We start from the raw sequence: 15,360 nt of genomic DNA on the forward strand, positions 1-15,360 counted from the left end.
GGGTCTGGCTAGCCCTTCACCACCGTGAGGAGCTGGTCGATGAGCTTCACGGAGGTGATGCCCTCGCTCTCTGCGGTGAAGTTGGGCAGCACGCGGTGGCGCAGCACGGGGCGGGCCAGGGCGCGCACGTCCTCGACGGTGGCGACGAAGCGGCCGTGGAGGATGGCGCGCGCCTTCGCGGCCACCACCAGGTACTGGCTGGCGCGGGGGCCGGCGCCCCAGGACGCATTCTTCGCGATGAAGTCCAGCGCGCCCGGCTCCTTGGGCCGCGTGTGGCGCACCAGCTCCACGGCGTAGCGCACCACGTGGTCCGGCACCGGCACGCGGCGCACCAGCTCTTGAAGCGCGAGGATGCGCTCGGGAGACAGAATCTTCTCCAGCTTCGGCTGCGGACCGCCGGTGGTGCTCTTGACGATCTGCACCTCTTCGTCGGCGGTGGGGTAGCCCACGTCCACCAGGAACATGAAGCGGTCGAGCTGGGCCTCGGGCAGCGGATAGGTGCCCTCCTGCTCGATGGGGTTCTGCGTGGCGAAGACGAGGAAGGGCAGCTCCAGCGGGTACGTGCGGCCACCGGCGGTGATGCGGTACTCCTGCATGGCTTGCAGCAGCGCGGCCTGCGTCTTCGGCGGGGTGCGGTTCACCTCGTCCGCCAGGATGATGTTCGCGAACAGCGGACCCTGGAGGAAGCGGAAGGTGCGCCGGCCGGTGGTGCGGTCCTCTTCCAGGATGTCCGTGCCGGTGATGTCCGACGGCATCAGGTCCGGCGTGAACTGGATGCGGTTGAAGGACAGGTTGAGGACGTCCGCCAGCGTGGAGATGAGCAGCGTCTTGGCGAGGCCCGGCACACCCACGAAGAGGCAGTGGCCGCGGCTGAAGAGGGAGATGAGGAGGTGCTCCACCACCTCGCGCTGACCGACGACGCGCTTTTCAATCTGGGCGACGATTTCGTTGCGGGCCTGGGCGAGCTCCTCGACGGCACGGAGGTCGTCGCTCGAGGCGTCGGGCACGGGCAGAGAGTCGGGGGCGGCGCTTTCCATGGAAGGGTTCTCTTAATTCGTGGGCGGCGCTGGGACCAAAGGATTCCGCCACCCCTGCGCCAAGGCGTGCGCTGCCAACCGTTCGGGGGGAGACCTATTCCGCTGCCGCACACCCCGGCACGCTGGGGCACATGGGCGCGCTGATCGCCTGGATGCCCCCCTGCCATGTGACAGTGCCCCTGGGCTGGGGGGGAATGCCGGGGGCTGGACACGCTGCTTAGGTTCCCAGGGCCTCGCTTCCGGTGGACGGGAGCAGGCTCCTTGGAGCGTGTCATGGGGTCATTTCGGCGTGGTGGGCGTGGCAACCTCTGGACGGGGCTTCTTCCAGTCGCCCTGCTGTGGGTGGCGGGTGGGTGCGGCGGGAGCAGCGGGGACGGGGGGACCCTGGCCGAAGCGCCGCATGACGGCGACGAAGCCACGCCGGGCGTGGCCGTGGCACCCACGGCGCCGCAGGACTCCAACGGCGGGCTCCCGCAGCGTCCGGTGCCGACGGCGGCGTCGCCTTGGAACCAGGTGGTGGGTGGGCCCCAGGACGACGTCGGGACGGGCGTGGCCACGGCTCCCTCGGGAGATGTGGCGGTGGTGGTGTACAGCACGCCGCGCCAGGACGAAGAACGCGAACCCGTGGAGGGGGAGAAGCTGGCGCTGACGCTTGCGCGTTACGCGGCGGATGGGGCGCCGCGCTGGTCGCGTGAGTGGGCGCGCAACCGCTTCTCCGACACGCGCGTGGCGGCGAGCGAGGCGGCGACGTTCCTGTCGGGCAATGCGTTCCTCTACTCGGCGGACTTCGGACTGGGTGAGGCGCAGGACGGCTTCCTGGTGAAGTTCGACGCGGCGGGTTCGCCTGTCTGGCAGCACCGCGTGGGACAGAAGGTCTACGCCATCGCCGCGGACGCGCAGGGCGGCGTGCTGGCCGCGGGCGAGGAGTGGGAGGGGGAGTTCATCGAGGACCCCGTGCTCACGCGCTACGCCGCGGATGGCGCCGTGCTGTGGTCGCGGCGCTTCCATGGCGCCAACATGGACACCGCGCTGCACGCGGCGGCGCTGGCGCCTTCGGGACAGTCGATTCTGGCCGGACAGCTCGTGGATACGCTGGAGGTGGACGGCCAGACGTTCGGCGCGCCCGGTGTGCGCGGCTTCGTGGTGCTGACGTTCGATGCGTCCGGGCGCTTGCTGTGGGGCAAGGCGCTGCCGGGTGTGAAGGGCCGCATCACCTCGGTGACGGCGGCGGCGGATGGCACGCTCGTGGCGGCGGGTGACTTCATCGGTCTGCTGGTGTGGGGGGATGCGTCGCTCGGTTCCTCCGGGGCCTTCGTGCTGACGGCAGGCGCGGATGGCACCGCGGGTTGGGTGCGCCAGCCCCTGTGCGGGCCGGTGACCGAGCTGGGCGCGTCCGTCGCGGTGGAGGATGCGGGCGGCGTCGCGGTGACGTGTGGCAGCGTGCTGACGCGCTACGCGGCTTCGGGGGCGTGGCTGGGGGAGCAGACGCTGGAGGCGCAGCCCTGCGCCAGCGGGATGTGCTCGCTGACCACCGCGGGTGTGGCCACGGTGCCGGGCCGCGGGCTCGCCGTCACCGGCTGGCAGCGCGACGGGTCGGGCGACAGCTGGAATCAGGACGCCTTCCTCAGGCTCGTGGTGCCGTAGCGGCCAGGGCCACTACAGTGCGCGGCCATGTCCGCTCCTGCCGCAGAGGTCCTTCTCGAGGTGGAGGGTGCCGTCGCCACGCTCACCCTCAACGATACCGCCCGACGCAACGTGATGACGCCCGAGCTGGGAGACGCGCTGTGCGCGCGCGTCGCCGAACTGAAGGGGCGTGACGATGTCCGGGCGGTGGTGCTCACCGGGGCGGGGGGCGCGTTCTCCGCCGGTGGGGACCTGAAGATGCTGGAGCGGCTGCGCCAGGTGTCCTTCGAGGATGCGCGCGCGTTCATGCTCGGCTTCTACGCGCGTTACCTCAGCGTGCTGGACCTGCCGGTGCCCGTCATCGCGGCGGTGGACGGGCCCGCGATTGGCGCGGGGCTGTGCGTGGCGCTGGCGTGTGACGTGTGCCTCGTGGCCGAGGACTCGAAGCTGGCGCTCAACTTCGTGCAACTGGGCCTGCATCCGGGCATGGGCGCCACGTACCTGGCGCCACGCCGCGCGGGGGCGCAGGCCGCCGCGGAGCTGCTGCTCACCGGCCGCCGCTTCGATGGCAAGGAAGCGGTGAAGCTGGGACTGGCGCTGGAGGCGGCGCCGGCGGGACAGGTGCTCACTCGCGCCAGGGAGCTCGCGGGACGGATTGCCACGAACGCGCCGCTCGCCGTGCGTGCGCTCAAACAGCGGCTGGGGCTCGACAGGGCGGAGCTTCAGCGCGCGCTGGAGGAGGAGGCGCGCTTTCAGGCGGAGAGCTACGGCAGCCAGGACCTGGGCGAGGGGCTGGCCGCGGCAGCCGCGCGGCGCGCCCCCGTGTTCCAGGGGCGCTGAGTTGATGCCTCAGTACACGTTGTACTTGCGGCGGAGCGCCTCGTGCTCCTCCGCGTTGCGCGACGGGCGGAGGATGCGCTGCGCGTCGTGCAGGTAGTACCAGTACTCGCTCGGCTTGGGCATCATCGCGGCCTGGAGCGAGGCCACGGTGGGCGCGCCGATGGGGCCGGGCGGCAGGCCCTTCTTGTGCCGCGTGTTGTACGGGTCCTGCGGATCCCGCAGGCGCTTGAGGAAGGCGACGCGGTCATTCCACTGCGCCAGCTCGTAGCGCGACGTGGCGTCCACGCCGAGCGGGAATCCCTTGTCCACGCGCTTCCACAGGATGCCGGCGACCAGGGGGCGCTGGTCGGGCAGCGGCTCCTCGCGCTCCAGCATGGAGGCCATCACCACCACCTCGTGCAGCGTGCGTCCGCTCTTCGTGATGGCATCGCGGTTGGGCGTGTAGAAGCGCTGCGCGAAGGCGTCCAGCTGACGCTGGATGAGCGCCTCCACATCGAACTTGCCCGGAATCACGCCGTAGGTCTCCGGGTAGAGGTAGCCCTCCAGCGTGCCCGTGGAGGGCAGGGGGAAGGGCGCGGTGAAGTTCTTGGGCTTGCTGGCCGCGGCGATGTACGCGCCCGGCTTGATGAAGCCCGCGGCCACGAGCGCCGCGTCCGTGTCGCGCAGGCGCCAGCCTTCGACGACGACGAACGGGACGTCCTCGGGAATGGGGTTGCCTTCCAGCTCCGTGGCCAGCTCGGCCAGCGTCATCGACGCGCTGACCTCATGGCGGCCCGCCTTGGGGGCGAAGTTGCCGCGCCGGTACAGGTGCCAGCGCCACACCCGCGCGTCGCGGATGAGGCCTTGCGCTTCGAGCAGCGTGCCCAGGCCGCGCCCGGACGTTCCCTTGGGCACGGTGAACTCCACCACGTCCGCGCCAGGAGGCGCCGCGGCCGTGCGTGCCTGCTGCTCAATCCAGAAGAAGGCGCCCGCGCCGGACGCCACCAGCAGCACGAAGGCTGCACCCAGGACCCAGAGAATCCGCTTCATTCGCGGCGCACGCTATCACCGGATTCGGGCCGTGCCTGGGTTCCGGCATGCAGATGTCACCTCCTGGGCGCCAGGCTGGCCGGCGGCTAGGCGGCCGGTGTCGTCCCGAGCTTCAAGTCCCGGTTCAACCCGGTGTCCCGGCTCACGCGCCAGATTTTTTGATCCAGGTAGTAATGGTGCAGCGCGAAGCCCCAGATGAAACATTCCATCAGATTGCGCAGCGTCAGCCCCGCGCCCAGCGGAACCTTCAAGTCGAAGCCGCCGCAGCCCGGGTGCGCGCCGAAGCCGCAGCCCAGGCCGCGATACAGCAGCGTGAAGACGACGCCGCACACCGCGTAGATGACGAAGCGCTGGCTCACCTTCGGCGCCCAGCCGAACGGCGCCGGGTCCACGCCCGCCGCGTGGTAGCGGTTGCGGTGATAGAACCAGACCACGCCGTGGTACTGCACGTTGTGGAACGCGGTCACCGCCACGGCGAACATGATGAAGTCCATGCGTGCCGCGAACGGAGGCCAGAACACCACGGCCGACAGGCCCATCGCCGCGCCCATCATCAGCAGCTTGGGACCATTCACCTTCAGACCCGCCCGGTGTCGCTGCACCTGCCGGCCCGCGTAGAGCACCACCAGCGCCAGCACGGTCGCGAAGCAGGCTCCGGCCACCACCGGCTCCCAGGTGGGCGGCCCCAGCAGGCCCAACTGCTTGCGCGCGCCCGGATGTGACACCGCGAACGCGACGAAGGGCGCCAGCAGCCCCGTGTACAGCGTCACGCTGTCGAGCCGCCGGTCCAGTGGCAGCGACTCGCCGCTCTTGCGCTGGTACAGCACCATGATGCCGTAGTGCTGCCGCACCACGTGCCAGTAGGCCCAGAGCGCCGCCGCCGTCATGAAGAGGGCGAAGGGCAGCTTCGTGCCCAGCAGCGCCGACAGTCCGAACGACGCCGGGCCCGCCGCGAACCACGCCAGGCTGCCCAACAGCAAGCGCCGCCGTGTCTGCCATTCCCGCGCATCCAGATAGGTCCGCGATACCGTGGCGAACAGGTGCGGCCCATCCAGAGCCAGCACCCATGCCCACCACAACAGCAGGCTGCTGACGCCGCCCCAGACATGGAGTCCGACCAGCGCCAGGCTCACTCCGAGGCCGCCCCCCGTCGAAATCAGGTCGTGCCGCCGGTCGACGAGCCAGCCCGCGCGTGCGGGGCCTGGGACTGCGAGAGGGATGGCGCTCATGAGGCCTCCGAGGGACGCCGCGGAGGATATAGGAAGGTGCAGGTAGGTGGTCTGCCCACCTGTTGGCGCCATTCGCCGGGCAGGGGACCGAGGGGCCAAAACCTACTTGAGCGGCGGGTCGCGTACCGCGATTGTCCTCGCCATGGATCAAGGCAGGCGCACCACGGACAGGAAGGCAGTTGGCCTGCTGGTGAAGCTGAAGCATGAGAGCGTGGGGAGCTTCGCGGAGGAGTTCGCCACCAACCTGAGCCCGGGTGGGATGTTCATCCGCTCGCGCACCCCGCAGGCAGTGGGGACCCCCGTCAAGTTCGAGGTGCAGATTGCGGGAGGCGTGCGGGTGCTGCGTGGCTCCGCGCTGGTCCGCTGGGTCCGCGAAGTCGGTGATCCCGCGGGGCCTCCGGGCATGGGGCTGCAGTTCGAGGAGCTGGATACGGCGAGCCGCGCGCTCGTCGAAATGATGTTGATGCGGAAGACCGTCGCGGATTCCAACGCGCCCGCCGTTCAGCCCCTGCCCGCCATCGCGCCGTCCGTGGCGCCTGCGATTGCACCGTCCATCGCGCCGTCCATCGCGCCCGCGATTGCGCCGTCCATCGCGCCCGCCGTCGCGCCCATGGCGCAGGCCCGTCCCGCGCCTCCAGTCCAGGCCCGTCCCGCGCCCCCTGTGCAGGCGCGCTCCGCCGCGCCCGCGGAGGTGGGTGGCATCGCGCTCGACTCCCTGTTCGATGACCTGGAGCCGGAGGGGGGGGCCTCCGCGCCGACCCTGGACGAGCCGTTCGGCCTGGTTCCGTCGGTGGTGGAGGAGCCGAGGACACCGCCTCCGAGCCGCGTGCCCGTCTCCTATTCGCCGCCGCCTCCGGTGGCCGCGAATGACGTGGACATTCCGCTCGACGAGCTCATCGCGAGCACGCCGCCTCCACCCGTGGCCGCGCTGGACATCGATGAGCCCCTGCCGGGCTTCGAGTTCGAAATCGAGAGCCCGTCGGGTGAGGCGCCCGTGGCCATGGGCGCGCCGCTCGACGAGCCGCCCATCGAGGTCGGCATCTCCCTGGAGGTCGAGCCGTCGTCCTCGTCGGCGGGCGGTGGGGCACTGGAGTTCGAGCTCGACCTGGGTGACACGGTCGCTGAGCCGCCGCGTGCGCCCGCGGTTCCACCCGTGCGCGTGGCGCCACCGCCAGCGCCTGTTTCCAGTGGCGGCACCTTCGAGTTCGACCTGGACCTGAGCGAGGCCGAGACCGCACCGCCGCCTCCTCCACGCGCCCCGGTGGCCCCCAGGGCCCCGCCGGTTCCCTCGGGTGGCATCGACTTCGACTTCGACCTGGCCGAGGACGTGAGCCCCGCTCCGCCCGTCGCGCCTCCATCGCCGCCGCGCGCCCCAGTGGCGCCTCCTCCCGCGCCTGTCTCGGCCGGAGGCGTCTTCGAGTTCGACTTCGCCCTGTCCGAGGACACGGGCAAGGCGGCATCGCCGCCGCCGCGCGCACCCGCTCCGGCCAGCCCTGGTGGTGGTGGCATCGAGTTCGACTTCGACCTGTCCGAAGACACGGGCAAGGCGGCACCTCCGCCGCCTCCTCCGCCGCGCGCACCAGCTCCGGCGAGTTCCGGGGGCGGAGGCATCGACTTCGACCTCGACCTGTCCGAGGACGTGGAGGAAGCACCTCCCGTCGTGCCTCCACCGCCGCCGCGCGCGGCGATGGTTCCTCCGCCCGCGCCGGTGCAGCCGCCCGTGGCGGCCCGCCCATTGCCTCCGCCGCCCCCGGCTCCGCCGCCTCCTCCTCAAGGGCTTCCCCAGGTGCGCCGTGAGGCGCCTCGGGGACCGGCGCCGGCGGCGACGCCCTCGGTGCTCGCGCCCGCCGTGGCGAAGGCCGCCGCGCAGGCGCCCGGCCTGGATGAACACGGCCTGCCGAAGACGGTGTTCCTGCCTCCGCCGGTGCCGCTCAGCGGCACGGGGCCCGTCATCGGCATCGACCTGGGCACCACGAACTCGTGCGTGGCGTTGCTCTCCAACGGCCGGCCGCTCGTGCTGCGCTCGCGCGAGGGCTACAACACGATTCCCTCCGTCATCTCGCTCAACGCGCAGAACAAGCTGCTGGTCAGCCACCGCGCGAAGAACCAGTTGGTGCTGCGTCCCCAGCACACCATCTACGGCGCGAAGCGGCTCGTTGGCCGTCCCTACGACAGCGCCGTGGTGAACCAGGTCCGCGAGCGCTTCCACTACGACATCGTCCCCGACTCCGCCGGCCGCGCCGCCGTGCGTCTGGCGGACACGGCCCTGTCGCTGGAAGAGGTGCAGGCCATCATCCTCCGCGAGTGCAAGGAGATGGCGGAGGCCCACCTCAACCAGAAGGTGGAGCGCGCGGTGGTGACGGTGCCCGCGTACTACTCCGAGCCGCAGCGTGAGGCCGTGCGCAAGTCCGGCATCCTCGCGGGCCTCAAGGTGGAGCGCATCCTCAACGAGCCCACGTCCGCGGCGCTCGCCTACGGCCTCAACCGCGACCTCAACAAGAAGGTCCTCGTCTACGACCTGGGCGGCGGTACCTTCGACGCCACGATTCTGAAAATCGAGAAGAACGTCTTCGAGGTGCTCGGCACCGGAGGCGACATCTTCCTGGGGGGTATCGACTTCGACAACCTCATCGTCGACTACCTGCTGGCGCGCTTCCAGGAGAAGGAAGGCATCGCCTTCACGGGGGACGGCATCGCCTTGTCGCGCGTGAGTGACGCGGCCGAGCGCGCGAAGATGGGGCTGTCCGAGCGCAGCACCTTCGAGGTCCACATCCCCATGCTGATGATGGACGACTCGGGCAGGCCGCGTGACTTGCGCGTGGTCCTCAGCCGGCAGGAGCTGGAGAAGATCTGCGAGCCACTCCTCAGCCGCACCATCGACGTGGTGCGGGACGTGCTCCTGGACGCGAAGCTGAAGGCCGCCGAGGTGGACGACATCATCCTCGTGGGCGGCATGAGCCGCATGCCGCTGGTGCGCGACAAGCTCAAGTCGCTCTTCGGCAAGGGCGCGCAGGCCAGCGTCAACGCGGACGAAGCCGTGGCCCTGGGCGCGGCGCTCTACTCGGGCTCCGTGGACAAGGTGAGCAGCGTGGTGCTCATCGACGTGCTGCCGATGACGGTGGGCGTGGCCATGCCCGGTGGCGCCTTCAAGCGCGTCATCGAGCGCAACAGCCCGCTGCCCGCGCAGCGCTCCTTCGCCATCAACACGACGAAGGACAATGAACTCTTCCTGGAGCTGTCCATCTTCCAGGGTGAGGACAGCCACATCTCCGCCAACGAGTACCTGGGCACCGTGCGCATCGAAGGCCTGCCCAAGGGGCCCAAGGGCTCGGTCCGCGTGGCGGTGACGCTCAAGCTGGACTCCGAATGCGTGCTGCACGTGGAGGCGCGTGAGTACTCCACGCGCAAGGAAGTGAAGGCCACGCTGGCCACGCGCTACTCGCCGGAGGAGCTCCAGAAGCAGCTCCAGGTCAGCAAGGAGTCCGTGAAGGCCGCCGAGGAGCGCCGCGGCGCCGACCTCAAGGAGCGCGCGGGCGGCTTCTGGAGCTTCGTGAAGAAGGCGCTGGGCAGGAAGTAGCGTGTCGCCATGACGGCCACCGCACCCCGGTACATGACACGCTTCAGGTGCCTCGCGGATGCCTGCGAGGACACCTGCTGCGCGGGGCTCGTCGTCCTCGTCAGCGAGCCGCGCTTGCAGCGCCTGAAGCAAGCGGTGGCGGGCACGCCGGACGCGGAGCGGGTGGAGACCTTCATCCGGCCGGAGCCCGACGCCAGCCCTGGCGACGAGGCCGTCATCGCGAAGCGCGAGGACGGGCACTGCGTGTTCCTGGATGCGCGGAAGACGTGCTCGCTGCACCGCGCCTATGGCGAGGCCGCGCTGCCGGATGCATGCGCCACGTTTCCGCGCGTCGCCACGCGCTGGGCGCACGGGCTGGAAGTGACTGGCTCGCTCGCGTGTCCAGAGGTGGCTCGCCTGTGTCTGCTGGCGGAGGACGCCGTGGACACCGTGCCCGTGTCGGAGGACCTCGCGCTTCGTCCGGAGATTGCGCGCGCTCTGAGCGGCGGCGATTCCGAGGACGCGTGGACGCAGCACGCGGCGGCCGTGCGTTCCACCGCGTTGTCGGTGCTCCAGCGCCGCGAGCTGCCGTTCGCCGCGAGGCTCTTCGCGCTGGGGCAGCTGGGCCTCAGATTGGACGGCTTCTACTGCCGGGGCACGGAGGTGTTCCACGGCGACGCGCGCGAGGGCGCGGAGGCCCTGCTGGCGGAAGTGCTGCGTACCTTCACCCTGCCCGAGACGCTGACGGCGCTGCACGGTGGCTTCGCGGCGCTGTCGCTGCCGGGAGGCCCGTGGGTGGGCATCTGCGCCGCGGTGCTGAAGTCTCGCCTGGGCGCGGTCCGGAGCGAGCGGTTCCACACGCTGGTGGAGCTGGTGCTGGAGTCCTACGGCGGCGTGGACCTGCTGCCCGACGACGCATGGCGCCGCTACTCGGAGCGCCGTGAGCGGCTGTCACCCGGCCTGTCACAGCGGGTGGAGCAGTACCTGCGTCACCACGCCGTGAATCACTGGCTGCGCCACCCGTTCACGGACGCGCCGCGTGTGCTGGACTACGTGTTCCGCATGGCGCTGCGCGAGGCCGTCCTCTGTTGGACCCTCTTCGGCCACCCCACGGTGGTGGCGCTCTGCGCGGAAGGCGCGGCGGACACGGCGGAGTCGCGGGCCCGGCTCGACGCCGCCGCGGTGGAGTGCTTCCAGCTCATCGCCAAGCACGTCGAGCAGGCGCCCCAGCTCCACGCCCTGGCCCAGGGGCTGGCGGGGAGCGGGGGCGACGAGACGCTCGGCCGGATGCTCGTGCTGCTCAAGGGGCTCTGACGCTCAGGGCTGCGCGCGGGGCGTCGCGCCGAGCCGGCGCATGGCCTCCTGGAACACCGGGTACTCCTGCGCGCCCTGGAGGCCGAAGCGCTCCCCGAGCACGAAGGTGGGCACCGCGTTGACGCCGATGGCCCGCGCCTCCTGGATGGAGTCCTCCACGGCCTTCGTGTAGCGGCCCTCCTCGACGACACGTTGCACTGCGTCCGGGTCCAGGCCCGCCTCCTGGGCGGCGCCGCGGAGCGTGTCCCACTGCCAGAGGTCCTGGCCCTCGCTCCAGTAGCGGCGCAGGAGGGCGGCGTGGAACGGCTCCAGCCGGCCCTGCTCCCGGGCGTACTCGGTGGCCTCGTGGGCCCGGCGGGTGGACGGAGTGAGTTCCCGCATCACCAGGGTGAGCCCGGCTGCCTGGGCGCGGAGCTTCAGCGGGTTGTTCGGGTCCTTCATCTTCTCGCGCACATGGTCCGGCAGGGGGAGTCCCTCGGGGGGCGTCTCCGGACGCAGGTAGAAGGGCCGCCAGTCGACCTGGACGTCGTACTCCTTCTTCAGCTTCTGGACCTCGGCGTAGCCCACGTAACACCAGGGGCAGACGTAATCGGACCAGACGCGGACGGTGATGGGCTCGCTCATGGGCCCGTGTCTAACCGCGTCGAAGCGCCGCGTCATGGCGGAGTGCGCCGGGGATGCGCGTGGGTGCTACCCCGGGTACGCGGAGGTGGACAGCGCGGGCCGTAGCAGGCAGCGTCCACCCCCCGACAACCGTGCCCGTGACGCACCCCTCGGGTGGGGTGGCGGCGGGGCGACTGAACCAGGAGACTCCCTTGCCGCTGTCGCTTCTCGCGGCCCTGGCCCTGAGCGCCACTCCGGCGCCGGCCCGGCCCCAGCCGTTCACCCACCACGACATGATTTCGCTGCGCCGGCTGAGCAGTCCGCGCGTCTCGCCGGACGGCAAGCAGGTCGCCTACGTCCTGCGCACCACGGACATGGAGGCCAACCGGGGACGCACGGACCTGTGGCTCGTCGGCGTCGACGGAAACGCCGCGCCGCGCCAGCTCACCTCGCATCCGGACGCAGACTCCGAGCCCACCTGGGCGCCGGACGGCAAGAGCCTCTTCTTCCTGTCCTCGCGCGGCGGCTCCTCGCAGGTGTGGCGGCTGGCCGTGGACGGCGGCGAGGCCGTGCAGGTGACGAAGCTGCCCCTGGACGTGGGCGCCTTCCGCGTGTCGCCGGACGGCACGCGGCTGGCCGTGGCGCTGGAGGTCTTCCCGGATTGCCCCACGCTGGAGTGCACCCCGCAGCGCGAGGAGGAACGCTCCAAGCGCAAGGCCACCGGCCGCACCTACGACAAGCTCTTCGCGCGTCACTGGGACACGTGGAAGGACGGGCGTCGCTCGCACGTCTTCGTCGTCCCCGTGGCCGGCGGCGCGCCCGTGGACGTGATGAAGGGCATGGACGCGGACAGCCCCTCCAAGCCCTTTGGTGGCGCGGAGGAGTTCACCTTCACGCCGGACAACAAGAGCATCGTCTTCGCCGCGCGGGACGTGGGCCGCTCCGAGGCCTGGTCCACGGATTTGGACCTCTTCGTCGCGCCGATTGACGGCAAGGCGAAGCCGCGCAAGCTGACGGAGAAGAACCGCGCCACCGACACCAGCCCGGTGTTCAGCCCGGACGGCAAGACGCTGGCCTACCTGGCCATGTCGCGCCCCGGCTTCGAGGCGGACCGTTACCGCGTCATCCTCCGCACCTGGCCCGGCGGTCAGGAGCGCGTGCTCACGCAGGACTGGGACCGCTCCGTGGGCAGCCTCGCGTGGAGCGCGGACGGCAAGACGCTCTTCGCGAGCGCCGGGCACGTGGGCCAGCAGCCCATCTTCGCGCTGGACGTGGCCACGGGGAAGCCCACCCAGCTCACGAAGGACGGCGCCGCGGACGCGCCGCAGCCGGCCGCCGGGGGCCGCATCGTCTACGTGTACGACGACCTGGATTCGCCCGCGGACCTGCACGTGATGAACGTGGATGGCTCGGAGTCGCGCCAGCTCACCCAGGTGAACCAGGACGCGCTGGCCCGCATCCGCTTCGGTGGCTTCGAGCAGTTCTCGTTCCCGGGCTGGAACAACGAGACGGTCCACGCCTACGTCGTGAAGCCGGTGAACTTCGACCCGAAGAAGAAGTACCCGCTGGCGTTCCTCATCCACGGTGGGCCGCAGGGCTCGTTCGGCAATCACTTCCATTACCGGTGGAACCCGCAGGTGTACGCGGGGCGTGGCTACGTGGCCGTGATGGTCGACTTCCACGGCTCCACCGGCTACGGGCAGGCCTTCACGGATTCCATTTCCGACGACTGGGGCGGCAAGCCGTTCGAGGACCTGCAGAAGGGCCTGGCCGCGGCGCTCAAGCGCTACAGCTTCATCAACCCGGACAAGATGTGCGCGCTGGGGGCGAGCTACGGCGGGTACATGATCAACTGGATTGCCGGTAACTGGCCGGACGGCTTCAAGTGCCTGGTGAACCACGACGGCATCCTCGACGAGCGCATGGGCTACTTCGACACCGAGGAGCTGTGGTTCCCGGAGTGGGAGCACAAGGGCACGCCGTGGGAGAACCCGGAGGGCTACCGCAAGCACAACCCGATTGAGCACGTCGCGAAGTGGAAGACGCCGATGATGGTCATCCACGGCGGGCAGGACTTCCGCGTGGTGGAGACGCAGGGACTGGGCACCTTCACGGCGCTCCAGCGGAAGGGGATTCCTTCCAAGCTGCTCTACTTCCCGGAAGAGAACCACTGGGTGCTGCGCCCGGCCAACAGCGTGCAGTGGCACGATGAAGTCCTGGGCTGGCTGGACCAGTGGACGCGCAAGTAGTCGCCGCGTGATGTCGTAGGACTCGGGGCTCGCATCGTGAGATGCGGGCCCCGCTGTCGTTCAGGGCTCAGGGAACGCCGAAGCAGGCGCCGATGCAGGCGGTGCGAATCTGCGAGCACGTCTTGCTGCCGACACAGTCCCCGCACGCGGCGAGCTGGTCCCTGCGGCGGTCCTGGTCCTGCCGCTCCATCCAGGCTTTGAGGTCGTCCTCGCACGACTGGACGTTGAGCGTGTCCGTGAAGCACTCCTTCCGTTTCTCGCAGATGGTGTCCGTGTCGCTGAAGCAGCCGGTCAGCAGCGCGCTCACGGTGACGGCGAAGGTCAGGGTCAGCGTCCGAGGCATCATGCGGACCATCATGCCCCGTGCGCGTGCCCGGCTTCACCATCGGGATTCAGGTGTGTACGGCGTATGAAGGCGCGCCGCGCTTCGGGTCAGGGCTTCGGTGGGGAGGGGGGCGGGTGCGCCGGGCCGGAGCCGCCCACGCCCGTTTCGCCTCCCAGCTTGCCCAGCATGTTCCAGGCCTGGTGCCGGTGGGCGGGCACCTGCTTGCTGAGGTCCTCGAGCAGGGCGGCGAGCTCGGGCGTGGCCTTGGGCATGGCCTTCTGGGCGGTGAGGACCATGCCCAGGACGGCGTCATGTCCCGTGACCTGTGAGGCCAGATAGGCGGAGTCGAAGGGCGCGCCGCGGATGACCTCGAGCTGCTCCATCGTGGCCTTGTCCTTGGCCATGGAGGCTTCTTCCGCGTCGTTCATCGGCTTGGGGGATTCGGCCAGCTTCAGGCCCTTGCTGCGCGCGTAGGACGTGAGCTTCTGGTCCAGCGCGGTGTGCGCCTTCATCATGATGGTGCCGAAGGCCTTCACGTCTGGATTCTGGGAGCGTTGCTGGGCGAGCTTGCCCGACTTGATTTCGTGCTGATTCGCCAGGTGCAGCCGGTCGAGCAGCGCCTTCTCGTCCGTGGGGGCGGTGTAGCCGCGGTACGTGGCCATGCCCTTTTGAACGGAGACCGTGTCCTGTTGGGAGGGCGGGCTGTCGGGCATGCCGGACTGCGCGAATGACGCGCCCTGGGTGAACAGCGAGGCGGCGAGGACGAGCCCCGGGAGGGGATGCTTCATGGGGTGCTGCTCCTTGTGCGTGAGGAAAGGCGGGCGCGCACGTTGGAGCGGCGTCGGAGCGGGATGCACGGCGCGAGAAGACGCGTCCGTGCGCCACTTCACGCAGAGGGAGGAGAGGGTACGGCGGATGACGGTGGCGCTGCCCACGTGGCCGACCCACTGCGTTCAGTGCTTCACCGGACGTGGTGCGTCGGGAGCGGGCGGCACAGGGTGCTGCGGGGTGGACGACGTTGGCGGGGGATGCGCAGGACCGGCGATGTCTTCGCGATGTTGCCAGGGCCAGCGTCCCTCCAGCTCCACGGTGAGGGTGAAGCTGAGGAAGGTCCGGATGAGGACGATGAGCCCGAGCACCAGCACGCCATTCAGCGTGGGGCGCTGGCTCACGGTGCGGATGATGTCGGCGGCGACGAGGAACTCCAGGCCCAGGAGGATGGCGCGGCCCAGGTTCAGCCGGAAGCGCCGGTAGGCCTCACCAGCGGGGAGCTGCTGCCGCGTGGCGAGCACCACGAGGGCGAGCACCGCTCCCAGCACCATGCTGCCCACGCCGGCCCACTCCATGAGCTGGGCGGCAAGCGAGATGAGGGAATGGACCTCCATCAAGCCTCCCGTGCGGGAAGCTAGGCATGGTGGAGGCTTCAGTCATGGAGCGGCCTGTGTAAGAGGCGCATGCCCGCTCCCGTGGAACTCCAGGGATGGAGGCGACGAGAAGGTTCACCGAAGCCGCGAGGCCGTCGTCATGCCATTGGCTGTCGAGGCGTAACGAAGCC

The 15,360-nt window shown here is 70.2% G+C and carries 12 protein-coding genes; 5 read left to right on the plus strand and 7 right to left on the minus strand.

Going from position 1 to position 15,360, the window contains the following annotated elements; translation table 11 throughout:
- Window positions 1–8: 8 nt before the first annotated feature.
- On the minus strand, window positions 9–1,037 hold the full coding sequence (locus BLU09_RS08850; RefSeq protein WP_090488185.1) for an AAA family ATPase: 1,029 nt from the start codon (window positions 1,035–1,037) through the stop codon (window positions 9–11).
- 273 nt (window positions 1,038–1,310) lie between these two features.
- Between BLU09_RS08850 and BLU09_RS08855 the strand changes: the two genes are divergently transcribed.
- Entirely contained in the window at window positions 1,311–2,681 is a 1,371-nt protein-coding gene (locus tag BLU09_RS08855) for a hypothetical protein (protein ID WP_090488187.1), read from the plus strand.
- A 27-nt stretch (window positions 2,682–2,708) separates the two neighbouring features.
- Window positions 2,709–3,500 carry an enoyl-CoA hydratase/isomerase family protein gene (locus BLU09_RS08860; protein ID WP_090488189.1) on the plus strand — a complete coding sequence of 264 codons (792 nt, stop codon included), beginning with the start codon at window positions 2,709–2,711 and terminating at the stop codon, window positions 3,498–3,500.
- 9 nt (window positions 3,501–3,509) lie between these two features.
- On the opposite strand, the gene mltG is transcribed toward BLU09_RS08860, so the two are convergent.
- Both mltG and BLU09_RS08870 read right to left on the minus strand, forming a co-directional pair.
- Window positions 3,510–4,529, minus strand: coding sequence for an endolytic transglycosylase MltG (gene mltG / locus BLU09_RS08865; protein WP_090488191.1), 1,020 nt, complete (start codon window positions 4,527–4,529; stop codon window positions 3,510–3,512).
- An 86-nt stretch (window positions 4,530–4,615) separates the two neighbouring features.
- Entirely contained in the window at window positions 4,616–5,758 is a 1,143-nt protein-coding gene (locus BLU09_RS08870; protein ID WP_090488193.1) for a hypothetical protein, read from the minus strand.
- A 46-nt stretch (window positions 5,759–5,804) separates the two neighbouring features.
- Here BLU09_RS08870 and BLU09_RS08875 point away from each other — a divergent pair, with 46 nt between their 5' ends.
- Window positions 5,805–9,335, plus strand: a complete 3,531-nt coding sequence (locus tag BLU09_RS08875; protein WP_090488195.1) for a TIGR02266 family protein — start codon at window positions 5,805–5,807, stop codon at window positions 9,333–9,335.
- 9 nt (window positions 9,336–9,344) lie between these two features.
- Window positions 9,345–10,628, plus strand: a complete 1,284-nt coding sequence (fliB, locus tag BLU09_RS08880; protein WP_090488197.1) for a flagellin lysine-N-methylase — start codon at window positions 9,345–9,347, stop codon at window positions 10,626–10,628.
- A gap of 3 nt (window positions 10,629–10,631) precedes the next feature.
- Here fliB and BLU09_RS08885 read toward each other — a convergent pair whose 3' ends face one another.
- A complete protein-coding gene (locus tag BLU09_RS08885) occupies window positions 10,632–11,252 on the minus strand; it encodes a DsbA family oxidoreductase (protein WP_244171552.1) in 621 nt (206 codons plus the stop codon).
- Between the two features lie 191 nt (window positions 11,253–11,443).
- On the opposite strand from BLU09_RS08885, the gene BLU09_RS08890 reads away from it, so the two are divergent.
- Complete coding sequence (locus BLU09_RS08890) at window positions 11,444–13,480, plus strand: S9 family peptidase (RefSeq protein WP_090488201.1); 2,037 nt, start codon at window positions 11,444–11,446, stop codon at window positions 13,478–13,480.
- A 67-nt stretch (window positions 13,481–13,547) separates the two neighbouring features.
- Here BLU09_RS08890 and BLU09_RS08895 read toward each other — a convergent pair whose 3' ends face one another.
- From BLU09_RS08895 to BLU09_RS08905, 3 genes are all read right to left on the minus strand, one after another.
- A complete protein-coding gene (locus BLU09_RS08895) occupies window positions 13,548–13,826 on the minus strand; it encodes a hypothetical protein (RefSeq protein ID WP_244171553.1) in 279 nt (92 codons plus the stop codon).
- 86 nt (window positions 13,827–13,912) lie between these two features.
- Complete coding sequence (locus tag BLU09_RS08900; RefSeq protein ID WP_244171554.1) at window positions 13,913–14,593, minus strand: DUF4142 domain-containing protein; 681 nt, start codon at window positions 14,591–14,593, stop codon at window positions 13,913–13,915.
- A 165-nt stretch (window positions 14,594–14,758) separates the two neighbouring features.
- A complete protein-coding gene (locus BLU09_RS08905) occupies window positions 14,759–15,190 on the minus strand; it encodes a DUF1622 domain-containing protein (protein ID WP_186817770.1) in 432 nt (143 codons plus the stop codon).
- Window positions 15,191–15,360: the final 170 nt, after the last annotated feature.

It is taken from the genome of Myxococcus virescens (assembly GCF_900101905.1).
GTDB classification, from domain to species: Bacteria; Myxococcota; Myxococcia; order Myxococcales; family Myxococcaceae; genus Myxococcus; species Myxococcus virescens.